Source organism: Denitrificimonas caeni DSM 24390 (assembly GCF_000421765.1).
Taxonomy (GTDB): Bacteria; Pseudomonadota; Gammaproteobacteria; order Pseudomonadales; family Pseudomonadaceae; genus Denitrificimonas; species Denitrificimonas caeni.
The window spans coordinates 71,219-89,557 of the sequence record NZ_ATXQ01000009.1; the positions used below are offsets into that span (position 1 = coordinate 71,219).

The 18,339-nt window shown below is 49.4% G+C and carries 19 protein-coding genes; 11 read left to right on the plus strand and 8 right to left on the minus strand.

The genetic code is table 11. The features are described from left to right. Positions 1–32: 32 nt before the first annotated feature. Together H591_RS0112410 and H591_RS0112415 are read right to left on the minus strand one after the other, a co-directional pair. On the minus strand, positions 33–623 hold the full coding sequence (locus tag H591_RS0112410; RefSeq protein WP_022967287.1) for an IMPACT family protein: 591 nt from the start codon (positions 621–623) through the stop codon (positions 33–35). A 3-nt stretch (positions 624–626) separates the two neighbouring features. Next, positions 627–1,283, minus strand: a complete 657-nt coding sequence (locus tag H591_RS0112415) for an oxygen-insensitive NAD(P)H-dependent nitroreductase NfsB (RefSeq protein ID WP_022967288.1) — start codon at positions 1,281–1,283, stop codon at positions 627–629. Between the two features lie 1,147 nt (positions 1,284–2,430). Between H591_RS0112415 and H591_RS0112420 the strand changes: the two genes are divergently transcribed. Continuing rightward, complete coding sequence (locus tag H591_RS0112420) at positions 2,431–3,165, plus strand: glucose 1-dehydrogenase (protein ID WP_022967289.1); 735 nt, start codon at positions 2,431–2,433, stop codon at positions 3,163–3,165. 100 nt (positions 3,166–3,265) lie between these two features. Here H591_RS0112420 and H591_RS0112425 read toward each other — a convergent pair whose 3' ends face one another. After that, positions 3,266–3,481 carry a TIGR02450 family Trp-rich protein gene (locus H591_RS0112425; RefSeq protein WP_022967290.1) on the minus strand — a complete coding sequence of 72 codons (216 nt, stop codon included), beginning with the start codon at positions 3,479–3,481 and terminating at the stop codon, positions 3,266–3,268. A 191-nt stretch (positions 3,482–3,672) separates the two neighbouring features. Here H591_RS0112425 and H591_RS0112430 point away from each other — a divergent pair, with 191 nt between their 5' ends. After that, positions 3,673–4,050, plus strand: coding sequence for an AlbA family DNA-binding domain-containing protein (locus H591_RS0112430; protein WP_028244415.1), 378 nt, complete (start codon positions 3,673–3,675; stop codon positions 4,048–4,050). An 8-nt stretch (positions 4,051–4,058) separates the two neighbouring features. On the opposite strand, the gene H591_RS0112435 is transcribed toward H591_RS0112430, so the two are convergent. Together H591_RS0112435 and H591_RS15910 are read right to left on the minus strand one after the other, a co-directional pair. After that, entirely contained in the window at positions 4,059–5,654 is a 1,596-nt protein-coding gene (locus H591_RS0112435; protein WP_022967292.1) for a cryptochrome/photolyase family protein, read from the minus strand. Beyond that, positions 5,647–5,799: a DUF2256 domain-containing protein gene (locus H591_RS15910; RefSeq protein WP_022967293.1), complete on the minus strand. Its 153-nt coding sequence runs from the start codon at positions 5,797–5,799 to the stop codon at positions 5,647–5,649. The genes H591_RS0112435 and H591_RS15910 overlap by 8 nt, the downstream gene beginning before the upstream one ends. 176 nt (positions 5,800–5,975) lie before the next feature. Between H591_RS15910 and H591_RS15435 the strand changes: the two genes are divergently transcribed. The 5 genes from H591_RS15435 (at position 5,976) to H591_RS0112460 (ending at position 10,343) form a co-directional block, all read left to right on the plus strand. Then, entirely contained in the window at positions 5,976–6,545 is a 570-nt protein-coding gene (locus H591_RS15435) for a lipocalin family protein (protein WP_022967294.1), read from the plus strand. A gap of 176 nt (positions 6,546–6,721) precedes the next feature. Beyond that, entirely contained in the window at positions 6,722–7,339 is a 618-nt protein-coding gene (gene gmk / locus H591_RS0112445; RefSeq protein ID WP_022967295.1) for a guanylate kinase, read from the plus strand. 112 nt (positions 7,340–7,451) lie between these two features. Continuing rightward, positions 7,452–7,718, plus strand: a complete 267-nt coding sequence (gene rpoZ / locus H591_RS0112450; protein WP_022967296.1) for a DNA-directed RNA polymerase subunit omega — start codon at positions 7,452–7,454, stop codon at positions 7,716–7,718. Between the two features lie 58 nt (positions 7,719–7,776). Further along, positions 7,777–9,888 (plus strand): bifunctional GTP diphosphokinase/guanosine-3',5'-bis pyrophosphate 3'-pyrophosphohydrolase, encoded by a 2,112-nt coding sequence (gene spoT, locus H591_RS0112455; protein WP_022967297.1) that lies wholly within the window; start codon positions 7,777–7,779, stop codon positions 9,886–9,888. Between the two features lie 74 nt (positions 9,889–9,962). Next, positions 9,963–10,343: a RidA family protein gene (locus tag H591_RS0112460; RefSeq protein ID WP_022967298.1), complete on the plus strand. Its 381-nt coding sequence runs from the start codon at positions 9,963–9,965 to the stop codon at positions 10,341–10,343. A gap of 22 nt (positions 10,344–10,365) precedes the next feature. On the opposite strand, the gene H591_RS0112465 is transcribed toward H591_RS0112460, so the two are convergent. After that, positions 10,366–11,226 (minus strand): SDR family oxidoreductase, encoded by an 861-nt coding sequence (locus tag H591_RS0112465; RefSeq protein WP_022967299.1) that lies wholly within the window; start codon positions 11,224–11,226, stop codon positions 10,366–10,368. A gap of 94 nt (positions 11,227–11,320) precedes the next feature. Between H591_RS0112465 and H591_RS0112470 the strand changes: the two genes are divergently transcribed. Genes H591_RS0112470 through H591_RS0112480 form a run of 3 tightly spaced genes read left to right on the plus strand, consistent with a single transcriptional unit; the run spans position 11,321 to position 15,778 of the window. After that, on the plus strand, positions 11,321–12,241 hold the full coding sequence (locus tag H591_RS0112470; RefSeq protein ID WP_022967300.1) for a hydrogen peroxide-inducible genes activator: 921 nt from the start codon (positions 11,321–11,323) through the stop codon (positions 12,239–12,241). A gap of 2 nt (positions 12,242–12,243) precedes the next feature. After that, entirely contained in the window at positions 12,244–14,322 is a 2,079-nt protein-coding gene (recG, locus tag H591_RS0112475) for an ATP-dependent DNA helicase RecG (protein ID WP_022967301.1), read from the plus strand. 58 nt (positions 14,323–14,380) lie between these two features. Continuing rightward, complete coding sequence (locus tag H591_RS0112480) at positions 14,381–15,778, plus strand: aminoacyl-tRNA deacylase and HDOD domain-containing protein (RefSeq protein ID WP_022967302.1); 1,398 nt, start codon at positions 14,381–14,383, stop codon at positions 15,776–15,778. On the opposite strand, the gene H591_RS0112485 is transcribed toward H591_RS0112480, so the two are convergent. Then, on the minus strand, positions 15,769–16,650 hold the full coding sequence (locus tag H591_RS0112485) for an alpha/beta fold hydrolase (RefSeq protein ID WP_022967303.1): 882 nt from the start codon (positions 16,648–16,650) through the stop codon (positions 15,769–15,771). The two genes, H591_RS0112480 and H591_RS0112485, sit on opposite strands and share 10 nt — an antisense overlap. A gap of 33 nt (positions 16,651–16,683) precedes the next feature. Further along, positions 16,684–17,649: a CobW family GTP-binding protein gene (locus H591_RS0112490; RefSeq protein ID WP_022967304.1), complete on the minus strand. Its 966-nt coding sequence runs from the start codon at positions 17,647–17,649 to the stop codon at positions 16,684–16,686. A 134-nt stretch (positions 17,650–17,783) separates the two neighbouring features. Here H591_RS0112490 and H591_RS0112495 point away from each other — a divergent pair, with 134 nt between their 5' ends. Continuing rightward, positions 17,784–18,137, plus strand: coding sequence for a hypothetical protein (locus H591_RS0112495; RefSeq protein WP_022967305.1), 354 nt, complete (start codon positions 17,784–17,786; stop codon positions 18,135–18,137). Positions 18,138–18,339: the final 202 nt, after the last annotated feature.

The window sequence follows — 18,339 nt, forward strand, 5'->3', positions numbered from 1 at the left end:
CAACAAACCGCCTTTAGGGCGGTTTGTTGTTTCTAGGATGGGTCAAATACTTGCAAAACGCTGACGCCGCGGGTGGCCTCACTCAAGGCTTCCAGCAGCCCAGCCAACTCGGCATCCGGTACCGCCAGATTGAGCCAAGCGCCTTCGGCATCAAAGTCTTCACTGTTAAGTAGCGCGCCAGCTTCAGCAATCCGCACTTTGAAAATATCTAAATAACTGTAGGGACAATGCCCCGTTACAGTGATGCGCGGCACCAACACTTCACTGGCGGCCAACTGCAACACTTGTGTAGCGCAACCACCATAAGCTCGAGCTAAACCGCCAGTACCCAATTGAATACCGCCATACCAACGTGTCACCACGATCAACACTTGATCAAACTCTTGGTTTTCAATTGCGGCTAAGATCGGCCGTCCAGCAGTGCCGCCAGGTTCACCATCATCGCTAAAGCGCTGCTGCTGAGCACAGCGCCAGGCCCAACAATTATGCGATGCACTGGGCGTACTCAACTGTGCAATCAACTCTGTAGCCTGCTCGGCACTGGGCAATAGCACTGCTTGCGCCAGAAAACGACTCTTGCGAATCTCTTCTTGGTAACTCTGTGGTGCTTTGAGTATGCGCATTGGTTAAATCAGGGTAAAAATATCATCGACCGCTAAACGCGACTTCGGTAAGCCGGCATTAAAGTCGCTGTCAGCCCGATAACCTAAGGCGACCGCAGTCACCGCAGTCAAATCAAATGAGTTTAAATCAAACTCTGCATCCAAAATGGCTTGGTCAAGACCTTCTAGCGGCACAGCATCAATCTCCAACAGCGCGGCACCCAACAAGAAGCTGCCCATGTTCAAATACACTTGTTTTTCCAACCAGTGCGGCACGTCTTTTTTAATGTATTTATGTTCATTTAAATAAGCTAAACGAGTGTTATGCGCAGCGATTTTTACTTCTGGCTTGGCGGTAAAACGGCCATCGCGCTCTTCCGCTGCGAGGACGTTTTGTAGATGCGCCTCATCCACTTGTGTCCGCGCACAAAACAGCACCACATGCGATGCATTGAGAATCTTACTTTCGTTATAACTGTAGCTACCACCAGCGCCTTTGGCTAAGCGCGCTTTGCCTTGTTCAGTGCTGGCGACAATAAAATGCCAGGGTTGGATATTGGTGCTCGACGGGCTCAAGCGCAGCAGAGCAAACAACTGCTCAACCACAGCCTCAGGTAGTTTTTTAGTCGCATCAAAGGCCTTAGTGGCATAGCGACGGTTTAATGCATCAGTTAATTTCATAGCAACCTCTTTTATTCATCATTCAAGCGAACTCTATTAGCAATCAGCCTACAGGTATTGTGTCACGAGCTAAAGACGAGCAATAGCAGTCTTCTGCATGCTTGGCTTGTGTCTTTAGAATCGTGCTAACCATTCGCAAACAACATCACTGATCAATGAGTGCCTTGTTCATGCGGCGACAAGCGCAACCAGGGATGGCGTAGCCCCGAATCGGGTCAGGAGGACCCGTTGAGGGATAAGCGACACCCACAAGGGACGGCATGCGCATAACGTTCTGGATATTTTGCTTGTTGCTGAAACTGACAAATACGTTTTGTGCATATCGTACTTCGGGGTAAGTGTTCATCCGTCGATGAACCCATCCAGGGTTCAACTCCGGCGCTCGCCATCCTTGGCTCGCTCACCACACTCACCCCGAAGTACTCATTGACCATGTGTAGTGTTCGCACTATTGCAGTTTCAGTCCGCTGCACATAACGAACTATTTGCTTTAAAAGCGTCATGCGCCAAACTTGCAGGCAACACCGCGGTTCAATGAGTACCTAGTGGGTGTCGCGACGAGCGAGTCATGGATGACGAAGCGCCCGAATCGAGGCAGGATGCCTCGTTGAGGGAATAGCGATACCCACTAGGGACGGCATGCGCATAGCGTCTCTGCTACTTTACTTTTTGCTAGAGCTGACACATAAGTTTTGTACATGTCGTACTTCGGGGCAGGTGTTTATCCGTCGATGAACCCATCCAGGGTTCAACTCCGGCGCTACGCCATCCATGGCTCGCTCATCACACCAACCCCGAAGTACTCGTTGATCATTTTTACTGTTGGCACTATTGCAGTTTAATCAAAGCAAGTAAAAGCAGGCTCCTGCATGTCTGGCTTGTACTTTTGGAGGCGTACTTAAAAAACCGCCAACAACATCATTGATCAATAAGTGCCTTGTTCGTGCTGCGACCAGCGCAGCCATGGATGGCGCAGCGCCCGAATCGGGCCAGGATGATCCGTTGAGGGAAAAGCAGGATGAACAAGGTACGGCATGCGCCTATATAAATTGTTTTTAAACGAGCGCGATCTTAGGCAAGCTACTCCTACTTACCAATGACTGCTCTGCTATGCTCCTAGTTATCCAATATCCGCAGAGGCGTTCTCATGGCTCGTTTACAAGATAAAGTTATTATCATCACCGGCGCAGCACAAGGTATGGGCGCAACCCATGCACGTATGTGCATCGAGGCCGGCGCCAAGGTTGTGTTAACCGATATCAACACCGAAAAAGGCCAAGCCCTCGCCGCAGAGTTAGGTAACCAAGCGTTATTTATCCAACACAACGTCACCAGCGAAGACGATTGGACGCAAGTGATTGCCGCCACGCAAGCGTATTTCGGCACAATCAATGTGCTCGTTAATAACGCCGGGATTACTCAATCCAAATCGATCCTAGAAACATCTTTAGATGATTACCGCCGTATTCTTGAGATCAACCAAGTCTCAGTGTTTTTAGGCATGAAGGCGGTCATCCCATCGATGCAAGCCAGTAAGCAAGGTTCAATTATTAACATTTCATCAATTAACGGTTTGGTCGGTGGTGCGATTGGCTATACCGATTCTAAATTTGCTGTACGTGGGATGACTAAAGCGGCTGCTTTAGAGTGCGCACCTTTTGGTATTCGCGTGAACTCTGTGCACCCAGGTGTGATTGCTACACCCATGATTATGCAAGGCGACACTAAGGCGGCGGTGGAAGCTTTTGCTAAAAGCATTCCGCTGAGACGTGTGGCGCAACCGGAAGAAGTCAGCCGTCTCGTGCTCTACTTAGCGTCGGATGACTCCAGCTACTCGACAGGCTCAGAGTTTATTGTCGATGGCGGTTTAACCGCGCAATAAGCCAATCATTGGGCGATGACTTGCGGTATCGCCAATTACTCGGCTGCACTCAAGCGACTAGCATGGCAATTCTGACGCGCAGTCTGTTGCAATGCTTAAGCTACAACCAACCTTGACGCCAGTGTTCGGTGTTTTTTAAGTCCTGCCAATCAATCGCTGCTTGACGATTAGAGATCACCGCCTCCAGCAAGCAATGGATAACATTGCCCTCTTCATCAAACTCCATTTCGGTGACCAAGAAGTGTTTTTCTTTATTGACTGGATGCACCGCCGTCCACTTACTGTGCAGTAGTTTTTTAGGGTTAATTTGATTCACAGCACGCTCCTCACACCATTATTTATAAACTGTCCAATACCCTACAGCAGCCGCAACATAAAACTGCCTTGCAGCAACACCTGCAATCGAGCTTAGGTTTTTGCTAAGCTGGCCGCTGTTAGAACCACTCTCTGCAATCAATGACAGATAAGGTTGATGCCGTGCCAATCATTCTTCCCTCAACAGAAAGCATGACTGTAGAATTTAAAAGCGATCGCAACGGCTACCCTGATCGCGAACTGATTGAAGCTTTGACCTGTCTCGCCAATACACAAGGTGGAGAACTGTGGCTTGGGGTCGAAGACGATGGCAGCGCCAGTGGTTTACATCCCCGTCACCAAGATAGTGTCCAGCTCACTCAGTTGGTTGCCGACAACACCTCGCCTGCTTTGCGAGTCACCATCAAACATCATCAGATCAACAACGTCACTGTCGCGCAAATCCTTGTGCCTGAAGCTAAACGCTTAGTCGCCACCAAGGAAGGCGCCTATTTACGCCGTCGCCTCAAACACGATGACACCCCGGAGTGCATTCACATTCCCTCGAGCGATGAACCGCTACCTCGTTAACTGGCCATTTACAGTTGTTCAATGGCGTTTAAATACAGCTCTGCTCGAGTCAAAATAGCCTGCTGTTGCTCAGCGGTCTTTTTCTGCCAATTGGCGTACACCATGGCATTCCTTGGGTTATTACCCAGCAGCTGTTGCTGTTGATGAATAAAGCGCCAATACAGCGAATTGAGTGGGCAAGCATCCGCTTCAGTGGTTTTCGCCACTTGGTAGTGACAAGAACCACAATAGTCACTCATCTTTTTCACATAATTACCGCTGGCAGCATAGGCTTTTGAGCCAACAATACCGCCGTCAGCAAACTGGCTCATACCGCGCGTATTGGGCATCTCTACCCACTCTAGCGCATCGATATATACACCTAAATACCAAGCATCAACCTCATCAGGATCAATTCCAGCCAGTAAGCAAAAATTACCGGTAATCATTAAACGCTGAATATGATGGGCGTAGGCATAGTCCAAGGATTGCTCAATGGCATGCTTCATACAGTTCATTTGGGTTGTGCCTGTCCAGAACCATGAAGGCAGCGAGCGCGTTGCCGACAAAGCGTTGCGGCTTGCGTATTCCGGCATATTGGCCCAATAAATCCCGCGGACAAACTCACGCCAACCGAGAATCTGTCGAATAAAGCCTTCTACCTGAACCAGATTAATCTGTGGCTCGGCGCTGAGTAATTGCTGTTGTTGCGCGCGGTAATGCGCGATGACCTTATCCACCACTAATTTAGGGCTGATGATTTTACTGTTGAGCGCAAAGGATAGACGCGAATGGTACAAACTCCACTGATTGTCACCTTCCAGCTGGTTGAGCTGACAGGTCATCGCATCTTGAAACTGACCAAAGCGTGGCAAGCCATAACGGCAAAAATAATCCAGCAACTCTTTGGCTTGCTGGCGATTCACCGGCCAGAGCAAAGATGTCGCAGCACGACCCATGGTTTTGATCTGATGCCGCTCAAGACGCGCGAGAATCTCGCTGACATCATTGCTAAACAGCAACGGCTGCGGCACGCAGGCTAAGTCACTGGCTTTTAGTTTATTACGATTATCAGCATCGTAATTCCACTGCCCGCCTTCTGGGTTGCCTTCAGCGTCCATGAGGATATGCAGGTTTTTACGCATCTTGCGATAAAACGCTTCCATACGATGTGGTTTGCCGGCGCTGAAGTTTTTGTGCAGCTCTTGCTCAGTTAAATAAAAATGCTCAGTACTGTAGCTCTGGCTATGAATGCTGAGCTGAGCAGTAAAGTCAGCCAGCTGTTGACGCAAACGGTATTCGTCCGGCAGTTGGTACTCAAACTGCTGAATCTGATGCTGTGCAATAAAATGCTCAAGCAGGCTCGGTAAGTCTACAAAGCTTTGCGTGTCATCTAAGGTCAAATGCACAACATTAAAATCTGCATTGTTCAGCGCTTGCGCAAACTGCTGCATCGCAGCAAAAAAAGCACAGATTTTTTGTACATGGTGTACAACGTAATTGGTTTCTTGCTGTAATTCGGCAATTAAATACAGCGTGTCAGGATCTTTATCTTTGAACCAAGAGTGGCTGGCATTGAGTTGATCACCAAGAATCAAACGTAAGCGCTGATAGCTTTTAGTCATGCTGCATACCTAATAATGAGCGCTGTCCTGCACAGCGTTTAGAACAATACTTAACCTCGGGCCATGCTTTTTCCCACTTTTTGCGCCAGGTAAAAGAGCGCAGACAAACAGGACAGGTCTTTTCCGGCAAATGGGCTTTTTTCATGGTCTGATCTAACAGTTAAACGGTACAAACAGCCAAATAAAGGTCAACAACTGCGCAAATACTTATACACACAGCCATCATGCATAGATTTATTCTTGTACGCTAGATATTTTTGTATAACTATTATCAAGCAAATAGATAAAGTTCTGCAGACCGCAGGACGAGGAGTCCAACCCATGCGCTATTTTCTTATCGGTTTTATCCTGCTGTTATCTGGCTGCGTCTCGATTCCTGAAGGCATTGAGCCAGTTAAAAACTTTCAGGCAGAGCGTTATCTCGGTACTTGGTACGAAATTGCACGCCTTGACCATTCTTTTGAGCGTGGCATGCAGCAGGTGACTGCAGAATACAGCCTGCGTGACGATGGCGGCATCAAGGTTATCAACCGTGGCTTTAAAGAAGCCGAACAAGAATGGGCAGAAGCCGAAGGTAAAGCCTATTTTGTTGAAAACCAGCACACTGCTTATTTAAAAGTATCGTTCTTTGGCCCTTTCTATGCCGCCTATATTATTTTTGATTTAGACGAAAACTATCAGTACTCGCTGATTACCAGCAGCAACAAATCCTATTTGTGGTTACTCGCAAGAACCCCACAGATTGATGCAGCACAACAACAGCGTCTGCTCAAACGCATCACAGAGCTGGGATTTGCTCGCGACCAACTGATTTTTGTTGAGCATGCAGAGCAGGCCGAGAGCAGCGTTAAAAACTCAAGCCATAGTGCTCAAGCAGTAAGACAAAAGTAGAGCTGCGCACAGTCAAACAATTGCAGATGAAGCGGCACGCTAATTACTGTTAGAATAGATGCATTCATTTGTGATGTGTCGCTTCTTTAGCATGCAGAATTGCCGAGCTGTAGGGAAACCTCTGCAGCATCAGCAAGATCTGTCGCAGCGGCATTTTGACTTTTTATAGGTACTGCATGACCACTACTGGCACGCTTTATATTGTCTCTGCCCCTTCCGGTGCGGGAAAAACAAGCTTAGTTAAAGCTCTGATCGATACCATGGCGCAAGTGCGGGTTTCCGTGTCATATACCACCCGTGCAATGCGTCCCGGCGAAGTTGATGGGGTCAACTACCACTTCACTGCGCGCGAAGATTTTGTCGAGATGCTCAAGCAAGGCGATTTTCTCGAGCATGCAGAAGTGTTTGGCAACCTCTACGGTACTTCGCATTCATGGGTAAAACAGACCTTAGCTAAAGGCTATGACCTGATTTTGGAAATTGACTGGCAGGGTGCACAGCAAGTACGCAAGCTGGTGCCCGACGCTAAGTCCATTTTTATCTTACCGCCAACCCATAAAGACCTGCGCCAGCGCTTACATAATCGTGGCCAAGATGCTGACGATGTGATCGATTTACGCATGCAGCAAGCCATCGCTGAAATGAGTCATTACGTTGAATATGACTACATTGTGATCAACGATCAGTTCGCCACTGCCCTAGACGATTTAAAAGCGATTTTCCGCGCCAACCAATTGCGGCTTGAAAGCCAACAAAAACGTCACACACAACTCCTCTGCGACCTGCTACGATAGGAACATCTGTGTCAGTTAGTTAAGCCTATAGCTTTATTTGTTATGGGTTATTTTTTAAACTGTATTTGTTTATGCGCCACTTACGGCGCTGTTTTTTTCTGTGAGGAATACCATGGCTCGCGTTACTGTTGAAGATTGCCTAGAAAACGTTGAAAACCGTTTTGCTTTAGTTATGCTGGCCACCAAGCGTTCGCGTCAATTAGCGACCGGTGGTAAAGAGCCTAAAGTGCCTGTGGAAAATGATAAGCCGACTGTTCTGGCCTTACGGGAAATTGCCGCTGGTCTAGTCTCAGATACAACGATTGCGGCAGAAGAAGCGATCAGTGTTGAAGAACCTTTATTTGCAGCTTTTGACGACAACGCCAACGACGCTCGCTAATGGGTTTGCAGGTCGCTTGCTGCACGAAGAAGGATCAATTGCTATTAGGGGGTGAGCGATGCCTGCTTTAGATCGCCTATCTGGGCAATTATCAACATATCTGAGCAGCGACCAGGTCAATGCGGTGCGCCGTGCGTATTATTACGCCGAGCAAGCCCACGATGGTCAATTGCGTAGTAGCGGTGAGCATTATGTGACTCACCCGCTGGCGGTAGCCACCATCTTGGCAGACATGCACATGGACCATCAAAGCTTGATGGCGGCCATGTTGCACGATGTCATTGAAGATACCGGTATTCCCAAAGAAGCTCTCGTCGCACAATTTGGTGACAGCGTTGCCGAATTGGTCGACGGAGTCAGCAAGCTAACGCAAATGAAGTTCGGCACCAAAGCCGAAGCGCAAGCAGAAAACTTCCAAAAAATGGCCATGGCCATGGCTCGCGATATTCGCGTGATTTTGGTGAAGTTGGCCGACCGCTTACACAACATGCGCACCCTCGGCGCGCTGAATGCAGAAAAACGCCGTCGCATTGCCAAAGAAACCCTAGAGATTTATGCACCCATCGCCAATCGCTTGGGGATGAATCGCATTTATGCTGAGTTCGAAGACCTTGGCTTTAAAGCCATGTACCCGATGCGTGCTGCACGCATCCAGTCTGCGGTTAAAAACTCACGGGGCAATCGCAAAGAAATCGTGCAAAAGATCCAAGAATCCATCGCTCATTGTTTAGAGCGCGAAGGATTACCTGGGGAAGTCAGCGGCCGCGAAAAACACCTGTACAGCATTTATCAAAAGATGCGTGGCAAGCGCAAAGCGTTCGCCGAGATCATGGATGTCTACGCGTTTCGCATCGTCGTCGATAAAGTCGACACCTGCTACCGCGTATTGGGCGCTGTGCATAATCTCTACAAGCCTTTTCCTGGCCGTTTTAAAGACTACATTGCGATTCCCAAAGCCAATGGTTACCAATCCCTGCACACCACTTTGTTTGGTATGCACGGTGTGCCGATTGAGATTCAAATCCGCACCAAAGAAATGGAAGAACTGGCCAATAACGGCATTGCTGCGCATTGGTTGTACAAAACCGAAGAAGATGGCCGTCGCAATAACCACGCGCGCGCGCGTCAATGGGTTAAAGGCTTATTAGAGTTGCAGCAAAACGCCGGTAACTCGCTGGAATTTATTGAAAACGTAAAAATCGATTTATTCCCTGATGAAGTCTATGTGTTCACCCCCAAAGGCCGCATCATGGAGCTACCAAAAGGCTCAACGCCGGTCGACTTTGCCTATGCCGTGCACACGGATGTGGGCAATACCTGCATTGCTTGCCGAGTGAATCGACGCCTTGCGCCGCTTTCGCAAGCACTGGAAAGTGGCGCCACGGTTGAAATCATTAGCGCGCCCAATACCCAGCCTAATCCCAATTGGCTGAATTTTGTCGTCACCGGTAAAGCACGCACCCATATTCGCCATGCTTTGAAACAACAACGCCGTGAAGAGTCGGTCAGTTTAGGCGCGCGCTTACTGAGCAAGGCTTTGGATAATCTTGGCGTACGCTATGAAGATATTTCTGAAGCGCGTTTACAAGCGCTACTCAAAGAAAACCATCAAGACGAGCGCGATGATTTACTTGAAGAAATTGGTCTAGGTAACCGTACCGCTCACGTGATTGCCCGACGCTTATTGTCGACCGAAGAATCAGCCGCCAATCCATTGGCCACTGACGGTCCACTGGTGATTCGCGGCACCGAAGGTTTGGTCCTCAACTATGCGCGCTGTTGCACACCAATTCCTGGCGACTTAATTGTCGGCCATTTATCTGCCGGTAAAGGCATGGTGGTGCACCGTGACAGTTGTAAAAATATCAGTGAATTGCGCAACAACCCTGAAAAATGCATCCCGCTGACCTGGGCCAAAGACATTGATAGCGAATTCAATGTTGAACTGCGCATTGAGTTGGCCCATCAGCGTGGGCTAATCGCCCTACTGGCTGGCACCATCAGTGAAGCCGATGCCAACATTGATAAGATCAATGTTGATGAGCGTGACGGCCGCATTAGCGTCATTCAACTGGGTATTAGCGTGCGTGATCGCGTGCATTTAGCCCGAATTATTCGTAAGTTACGCGGCCTTGCTGGTGTCTCTCGTATTACCCGCATGCGCGCTTAACCCATTTTATAGCGTACGCCTTTGGGCTGCTGTGGTGGCCTGGCGTGCGGGCTTTCTAAATAACGGAGTACCTTATGAGCAAGACCATTATCAGCACTGAAAACGCCCCTGCCGCGATTGGCACTTACTCACAAGCAGTACGTGTTGAAAACACTGTGTACCTGTCTGGGCAGATTCCGCTGAACCCGACCACCATGGAAATGGTTGAAGGCTTTGAACAGCAAACCGTACAAGTGTTTGAGAACTTAAAAGCAGTGGCTGAAGCGGCCGGTGGCTCATTAAATGACATCGTTAAGCTGAATATTTTTTTAACTGACTTGGACAACTTTGCCGCACTCAACGAAGTTATGGGCCGTTACTTTAGCGCGCCTTATCCTGCCCGCGCGGCGGTGGGTGTCGCTTCATTACCACGCAACTCTTGCGTGGAAATGGATGCGGTATTGTATTTAGGTTAAGCCTTGCTGCGCGCTGCAGCGTCTAATCTTGTAGGTTGGCCAGTTGCAGCGCATACCCTTCGCGAAAACTGCTGTATTGCGGCGTCCAACCTAAGGCGCGCGCCCGCGCATTACTGCAACGCTTGCTGCCCGCGCGGCGCTGCAACGCTAAGCCAGCCACACTGCTGACCTGTAACTGTTGCTGCAACCAAGTCACCACTTCGGCTAATTCCACCGGCGCATCATCCACACCAACATAGACTGACTCGACCGCTTGCCCTTGCGCATCAGCCAGCACCACAGTAGCAATCAAAGACGCCGCATCATCGGCATGAATACGGTTGGTGAAGTGATGCAAGTCTGGCGCGTGATAGCCATCGCGCACTTGGCGAATCAGCATATTACGATCAGGACCATAAATACCGCTTAAGCGCACCACCGTGGCCGGATAGCCGCTACTCAGCGCGTACTGCTCAGCGTCTAGCATAATCTGCCCTGACCAACGCTTAGGCTCAGTCGGCGATTGCTCATCAACCCAGCTGTCATCGCTCTGACCATAGACACTGGTGCTGGAAACAAAAATCACCCGCTTGGGTTGCTGCTGATTTTGCGCCAGCCAGCTGTACACATGCTGCTGACCTTGCACATAAGCCTGCTGATAGCCGGCCTCGGTCATACTCTGCGCCGCCATCACATAAACCACATAATCAATTGGCTGCTGCGGCCAGTCAGCTGGGCATTGTGGATCGCTTAGATCGGCGGCAATCGGCACAATAGCAGCAGGCAATTTGCTCGGATTACGGCGTAAACCATGCACTGTGCAACCTTGTTGATAAAGTAACAAAGCCACACGACTGCCAATATCACCGCAGCCGACCATCACCACTCGCAAGTCTTTGTGCATTCCGATTGACTCCAAAATTAAGCTAAGCATGAGAATTATTGGTCACAATTTAATGTAGCAGCTATGCTAACGGCAATCCTAATGGAATATGGCTATGACCCTCACCGAATTACGCTACATCGTCGCTTTAGCACAAACTCAGCATTTTGGTCGCGCAGCTGAACGCTGTCATATCAGCCAGCCAACACTTTCAGTGGGGGTAAAAAACCTCGAAGAAGATTTAGGTGTACTGATTTTTGAGCGCAGCAAAAGTGCGGTACGGGTCACGCCAGTTGGTGAGGCGATTGTTGCGCAAGCACAGCGTGTGCTGGAGCAAGCACAAACCATTCGTGAGTTAGCTCAAGCCGGCAAGAATCAACTGACCGCACCTTTGCGGGTCGGTGCCATTTACACCGTGGGACCCTATTTATTCCCGCAGATGATTCCACTACTGCACCGCAGTGCCCCCGAAATGCCGCTGTACATTGAAGAAAACTTCACCCATGTTTTGCGCGACAAACTGCGCAATGGTGAGTTGGATGTGATCATTATTGCGTTGCCTTATCAGGATGCCGATGTACTGACTAAAATCGCCTACGAAGAGCCCTTTTGCGTCTTGTTGCCTGCTGAACACCCATGGACGCAACGCGACAGCATCGATAGCAACATGCTCAACGATAAAAGCTTACTGCTCTTAGGCGAGGGCCATTGCTTCCGTGATCAAGTTTTAGAAGCGTGTCCAACCACGCAGGTGGGCAATCCAGAAAACCGTTACACCACGGTAGAAGCCAGCTCCTTAGAAACCATTCGTCACATGGTTGCATCGGGTCTTGGAGTTTCGGTCTTGCCATTATCGGCGGTGGACAATCACCGTTATGCTGAAGGCGTGATTGCGGTACGTCCCTTTACTGCGCCAGCTCCAACGCGCACTGTCGCCATTGCTTGGCGCGCCACCTTTCCGCGCCCTAAAGCCATTGATGTACTGATGGATGCCATTCGTCAGTGCGATGCTGCACAAGTCCAAGACGAGCAGTAAACATGACAGATTTACTGGTGCACACCCCGATCACCGTACTTAAAGGTGTCGGCCCAGCGGTTGCGGAAAAACTGGCCAAAGTCGGTTTAGAAAACTTACAAGATGTGCTGTTTCACTTGCCATCACGCTATCAAGATCGCACCCGTATCACGCCAATTGGTGCACTGCGTCCCGGCCAAGATGCGGTAGTGGCAGGCGTAGTCATGGCGGCTAATGTGGTGATGGGCAAACGTCGTAGTTTGTTGGTGCGGATTCAAGATGGTAGCGGTGGTCTAACTTTACGTTTTTTCCATTTCAGTATGGCGCAAAAAAACGCCCTAGAAAAAGGTGTGCAGGTGCGTTGTTATGGCGAAGTGCGGCCTGGCGCAACCGGTCTGGAGATTTATCACCCAGAGTACCGCGTACACAATCCTAATGAGGAGCAGCCACTACAAGCCACTCTTACAGCCATTTACCCAACCACCGAAGGCCTGACCCAACAACGTTTACGTGATCTGTGCGTGCAAGCTCTAGGCTACTTAAACGCGCGCAGCTTACCGGATTGGTTGCCGCCTGAAATGATTGCCGAATATCAGCTCGGCGCACTGGATCAGGCGATTCGTTATTTGCATCAACCGCCACCGGATGCCGACCTCGAAGAGCTGGCTGAAGGCGTACATTGGGCACAACAACGTTTGGCCTTTGAAGAAATGCTTACCCACCAACTGTCCATTCAGCGTGTACGGGAAAGTCTGCGTCAGCAGCGCGCTCCCCAATTGCCCCCCGCCACTAAACTGCCACAACTGTTTTTACAGAATCTGGGCTTTACCCCAACCGGCGCGCAGCAACGGGTTGGCGCTGAAATCGCTTGGGATCTGAGCCAAAACGCACCCATGTTGCGGTTGGTACAAGGTGATGTCGGTGCTGGTAAAACCGTAGTCGCCGCACTCGCCGCTTTGCAAGCACTGGAAGCTGGTTATCAAGTCGCTTTGATGGCACCGACAGAAATTCTTGCCGAACAGCATTTTATCAACTTCAGCAAATGGCTCGCGCCGCTAAATATTGAAGTGGCTTGGTTGGCCGGCAAACTCAAAGGCAAAGCGCGCACCAGTGCTTTAGCGCAGATTGCCAGCGGCGTACCGATGGTGGTCGGCACTCACGCTTTATTTCAAGATGAAGTGCAGTTCCACAACTTGGCTTTGGCGATTATTGATGAGCAGCACCGCTTTGGTGTGCAGCAGCGTCTAGCTTTACGCAAGAAAGGTGTTGATGGTGTTTACAGTCCGCATCAATTGATTATGACTGCCACGCCGATTCCGCGCACTTTAGCCATGAGTGCGTACGCTGATCTCGACACTTCAGTGCTGGATGAACTGCCACCTGGACGCACGCCAGTCAATACCTTGGTGCTCAGTGATACGCGCCGCCCGGAAGTGATTGAACGGGTCCGGGCAGCTTGCTTAGAAGGTCGCCAAGCGTATTGGGTTTGCACCCTAATTGAAGAGTCTGAAGAGCTAACCTGCCAAGCTGCAGAAAGCACCTTTGAAGATCTAACCTTAGCCCTTGTCGGACAAAAAGTCGGTCTGATTCATGGCCGGATGAAACCCGCCGAGAAAGCTGCAGTGATGGATAGCTTTAAGCGTGGCGAATTGCAGCTGTTGGTTGCCACCACGGTAATTGAAGTGGGCGTTGATGTGCCCAATGCCAGTTTAATGATTATCGAGAACCCAGAACGCTTAGGTCTCGCGCAATTGCACCAACTGCGTGGCCGCGTGGGTCGCGGTAGCACCGCCAGTCACTGCGTACTGCTTTATCATGCACCGCTGTCGCAAATTGGCCGCGAACGTTTGGCGATTATGCGTGAAACCAATGACGGCTTTATTATTGCTGAAAAAGATTTAGAGCTGCGCGGTCCCGGCGAAATGCTTGGCACCCGGCAAACTGGTTTACTGCAATTTAAAGTGGCAGATTTGATGCGTGACGCACCACTGTTGCCGGCGGTACGCGATGCTGCTTGCCAGTTACTCGAGCAATGGCCAAACCATGTCAGTCCACTGTTAGAGCGTTGGCTGAAACAGGGTCAGCAATATGGTCAAGTTTAAACAGCTTTTAAAAGAGCGCTATACTCATCCACACATTAGAGCCATTTAGATAACTGCCATGCTTTCTGCTCATTCTATAACCGCTCGCGAGCCAATCCCGAGCGCAGTTACTCACACACTAGAGTCTGCGGGGATTACTTTTAGTCTCCACGCAAGCCATTCCGTTGATGCACAGTTGCGTGCACATGCCATTGTGTTGCAACATCTCAATCAACAATATTTAGTTGTCATTCCGCGTCATCATATCCTCGACTTAGCCAAACTAAATGCACGAACCGGTGGTCACTGGCAGGCGCTAATCAACAGCACTCAGTCGCCTTGGTTAAGTCATTACAGTTTAGAGGCATTACCCGCAATACCAACGCTATTTAATATTCCATGCTTGTATGCAAGTGAACTGTTATCAAACAGCATGACTTATATTGAATCAGGTGTTGTCGATCTACTTATTGGTTTGTCACCTTGCGCACTACGAACACTCTTCGCAACAGCAGAAGCAATTGAGTGCAGTCAGGTAGTAGCTTTACAGCATCCTAACCACAGTCCAGCAGCGGCAGACGCACAGGGTATTGAACAGGCAGTCATCGCACTTACTAAACGTCGGATTCATAAACGCCTCGAAGAAACTCTAGAGATACCGCTCTTGAGTAGCACTGCAAAAAAAGTATTACGTTTACGCACTGATCCACTCGCTGACATTGATGAATTAGCGGCTATCGTGGAAACCGATCCACCATTGGCCGCCCAGGTGATCAGTTGGGCCGCATCTCCGTATTATGCTGCGCCAGGTAAAATACGCTCAGTTGAAGATGCCATTACCCGAGTTTTAGGTTTTGATTTAGTGATCAACTTAGCTCTAGGCTTATCACTGGGGAAAAACTTAGCTTTACCAACAGATAAACCTCAATATTGCACGCCCTATTGGCAACAAGCGATTTATACAGCAGCGCTCATTGAAGGTTTAGTGCGCCTGATGCCTGCAGGAAAAAAACCCGAAAGCGGTTTAGCGTATCTTGCTGGCTTACTGCATAACTTTGGCTTTGCGTTATTGGCGCACGTCTTTCCACCGCATTTTTCATTGGTATGCCGCTCGATTGAGGCCAACTCACATTTAAGCCATAGCGTTGTCGAGTATCACTTGCTAGGTATTACTCGCGAACAGATGGGCGCATGGCTGATGCAGTGCTGGAATATCCCTGATGAATTGGTCTATGCATTACGCTATCAAGACGACCCTATGTATCAGGGGCAACACGCTACCTATGCAAATCTCACCTGTTTGGCACAACTGTTATTAGCGCAAAACAACATTGGTAGAATCGCAAACAATACTATTCCTGATGCATTGTATGAGCGCCTAGGGCTCAGCCCAGATAAAGCGCAACTGGCTTTACAGCGTGTACTCGAAGCTGAACAAGCTTTACGCAATTTAGTCGCGCAATTTAATCAATCCTGAGTAAGTAAGAACGCTCGTACGCTGGCTGCAGCAGATTCTGGGTGTTGTTGCATAAAACAATGGCCGCCATCCACCTGTTCAGTCAGCAGGTTGCTATTGCTCTTGCGCCACAGCGCGGCGGACTTAATCACAAAAGGAAAAGTGTCCGCGCCATACATCATCAATACTGGCGCTTGCACCTGCCGCAAAGAGCGCCACAAAGCATTGGGCGCGGAACTGAAAATAGTCGCTTCCAACTGCGGCGAGCATTTTAACTGTACGCCATCTTGATCACCGATGCGCAGAGCATGATCAACAAAAGCTGTCAGCGCTTCTGCTGTCCAACCTTTAAAAGCACCACGACCGGTTAAGCTGGCATAAGCAGACTGTCGATCAGGCCAATGCATGCGACGCACTGCGGTTTTCTTTGCAAGAGCATTAAATCCATTAAAGCGCAGGCGCTCAGTGGTTTTGATAAAGATTTGTAAACCTGGGGTAAAAATCACCGGATCCAGCAGCACCGCACACTTAAACAACTGCGGATGCTGCGCCATAATCAGGCTGGTTAACACGCCGCCAAAGCTATGTCCCACTGCATACACAGAGGCATTGCCAAATTGGCTGCGCTGCGCTTGAAAAGCCTCCACAGCCAACTCAGCATTACGATTCCAACCCAGAAAACGCGCACCGGCATCACTGTCGCCATGCCCTTGAATATCACACAGCCATAAATCAAAATCTGCACTTAAGCGCTCTAGCATCGGCTCATACACACGCCCACATAGGCCATTACCATGCAAAAAATGCAAGACTGGCTTACCTGAAGGAATACTGTGCCAGCCGCGTAACGTGATCTGTGCTGAGGTGGTATATGCCCATGGTTGTAAGTTCATGCGGGAGTTGTTCCTAATTATTTTCAGGGTAAATTACAGGATCACACGGCAAGCGGCTAGCTCGGCGCTTAGACGCTGTTGATCTTGCGCTGCAGTAAAAATCAACTCCAAGCGCGAGTCTTTACGCCATTCACTGTTTTGCCAATGGATACTTTGTCCATCCAAGGCATTCCCCGATAGCCATCCGGCATTCGTGTGTAACACGCACTTAGCTCGCCGCCAAGGCATCTGCAGCAACCACATTTGTACGCGCATTAACTCAAATTGTTGTGAGGGATGCCAGCGCCAGCCAATGCTCCAGCCATCTGCTTGCGCATTAACTGAACAGATCGGTTGCTGCGGATCACTCCAAAGCACACCCGTAGCGGCACGACTTGGCGCAAAACCATCCACTGCAGGCTGTCCTGCTTGCTGCTGATGGCCTGGTAACATCTGATAAGCAAGCTGACCTTGACGCGTACAGAGCACTGGCAGTGGCGCAGCGGCTTGCTGCCAAAGTTGCTCTTGCTCAGCAGTCATGCCATCGCACTTATTCACCAGCAATAAGCCGGTTTGCGCCAACAAGTTAGGCTCAATGCTAGCCAATGCGCTATCGCTGGCAACTTTCTGGCCATCCAGCACTAGCACTAACGGCTGTACCGCCAACACATCCAACCATGGCACATCGCGTAACTGCTCAACTAACTGCAACGGATGCCCCAAGCCCGATGGCTCAATAAACAAACGATCAGGCTTGGCCTTACGCAGCAGTTGCACCAAAGCCACTTGAAACGGCACGCCATTGACGCAGCAGACACAGCCGCCGGCCACTTCAGTAAAACTGACACCCTCTTGCTCACCATCGAGTAACGCGCTATCCAGACCAATCTCACCAAACTCATTGATTAATACAGCCCAGCGTTCATGCTCTGGACGCTGCGCCAGCAAACTGCGCAAAACACTGGTTTTACCTGCGCCCAAAGTACCTGAAATCACATGGGTAGGAATATGCTGCAACATAGCCAAGACTCACTCGGGAAATGCTAAAAGAATGCGTCACCTTAACAAAAATGTATTAAGCATGCGTAACACTTCACGCCACCTGACCTCTTGGTTAAGATGGCAGAGTGTCTTCACATCTTTTGGAGTTTTCGATGCGTGCTTGCTATGCCCTTTTGCTACTACTGATCAGTCAAAATATTTTTGCTCAAGCCTGCATTATTGAGTCAGAAGACGAACGCATTCAAATAAAAATCTGCCAGCAAAATCGCAGTATTCCTGAACAGCTATTCAAGACAGGCTTCTGTCAGCCGCAATTAAAAGGTCAGAAAACCACAGTCACTTTTGTTGAGCAATGTCCAATAGGTGCATTCGGTGTCTGTCGAAACTCCCAATCTGTTGGCGTACCTTACCAGCAAGATATTCATTATTACGGCATCGAAACGGATGCTAGGTACCTTAAGCCTGCCTGCGAAAAACAAAATAAGGGCGTATGGATGGCTTATTAACTGACAAACCACATAGCGATACCAGTCAACTGATTGCTATCGCGTCTTAAATCCTACGTGAATCTTATTTTAACAACCCACCAATACAAAAATAATGATATTAACATTCAATAATATTCATTTGATTACCAACAAGCAGCGCCCTAGCATAGACTTATTGATTTAAGTCAACTGCCGAGTGCTGCGTCACATCATTGTGGCC

What these genes read in the sequence shown, in the direction of transcription:
- H591_RS0112410 (WP_022967287.1), bottom strand. Translation starts at nt 623, where the DNA reads ATGCGCATACTCAAAGCACCACAGAGTTACCAAGAAGAGATTCGCAAG.
- H591_RS0112415 (WP_022967288.1), bottom strand. Translation starts at nt 1,283, where the DNA reads ATGAAATTAACTGATGCATTAAACCGTCGCTATGCCACTAAGGCCTTT.
- H591_RS0112420 (WP_022967289.1), top strand. Translation starts at nt 2,431, where the DNA reads ATGGCTCGTTTACAAGATAAAGTTATTATCATCACCGGCGCAGCACAA.
- H591_RS0112430 (WP_028244415.1), top strand. Translation starts at nt 3,673, where the DNA reads ATGACTGTAGAATTTAAAAGCGATCGCAACGGCTACCCTGATCGCGAA.
- H591_RS0112435 (WP_022967292.1), bottom strand. Translation starts at nt 5,654, where the DNA reads ATGACTAAAAGCTATCAGCGCTTACGTTTGATTCTTGGTGATCAACTC.
- H591_RS15910 (WP_022967293.1), bottom strand. Translation starts at nt 5,799, where the DNA reads ATGAAAAAAGCCCATTTGCCGGAAAAGACCTGTCCTGTTTGTCTGCGC.
- H591_RS15435 (WP_022967294.1), top strand. Translation starts at nt 5,976, where the DNA reads ATGCGCTATTTTCTTATCGGTTTTATCCTGCTGTTATCTGGCTGCGTC.
- gmk (WP_022967295.1), top strand. Translation starts at nt 6,722, where the DNA reads ATGACCACTACTGGCACGCTTTATATTGTCTCTGCCCCTTCCGGTGCG.
- rpoZ (WP_022967296.1), top strand. Translation starts at nt 7,452, where the DNA reads ATGGCTCGCGTTACTGTTGAAGATTGCCTAGAAAACGTTGAAAACCGT.
- spoT (WP_022967297.1), top strand. Translation starts at nt 7,777, where the DNA reads ATGCCTGCTTTAGATCGCCTATCTGGGCAATTATCAACATATCTGAGC.
- H591_RS0112460 (WP_022967298.1), top strand. Translation starts at nt 9,963, where the DNA reads ATGAGCAAGACCATTATCAGCACTGAAAACGCCCCTGCCGCGATTGGC.
- H591_RS0112465 (WP_022967299.1), bottom strand. Translation starts at nt 11,226, where the DNA reads ATGCACAAAGACTTGCGAGTGGTGATGGTCGGCTGCGGTGATATTGGC.
- H591_RS0112470 (WP_022967300.1), top strand. Translation starts at nt 11,321, where the DNA reads ATGACCCTCACCGAATTACGCTACATCGTCGCTTTAGCACAAACTCAG.
- recG (WP_022967301.1), top strand. Translation starts at nt 12,244, where the DNA reads ATGACAGATTTACTGGTGCACACCCCGATCACCGTACTTAAAGGTGTC.
- H591_RS0112480 (WP_022967302.1), top strand. Translation starts at nt 14,381, where the DNA reads ATGCTTTCTGCTCATTCTATAACCGCTCGCGAGCCAATCCCGAGCGCA.
- H591_RS0112485 (WP_022967303.1), bottom strand. Translation starts at nt 16,650, where the DNA reads ATGAACTTACAACCATGGGCATATACCACCTCAGCACAGATCACGTTA.
- H591_RS0112490 (WP_022967304.1), bottom strand. Translation starts at nt 17,649, where the DNA reads ATGTTGCAGCATATTCCTACCCATGTGATTTCAGGTACTTTGGGCGCA.
- H591_RS0112495 (WP_022967305.1), top strand. Translation starts at nt 17,784, where the DNA reads ATGCGTGCTTGCTATGCCCTTTTGCTACTACTGATCAGTCAAAATATT.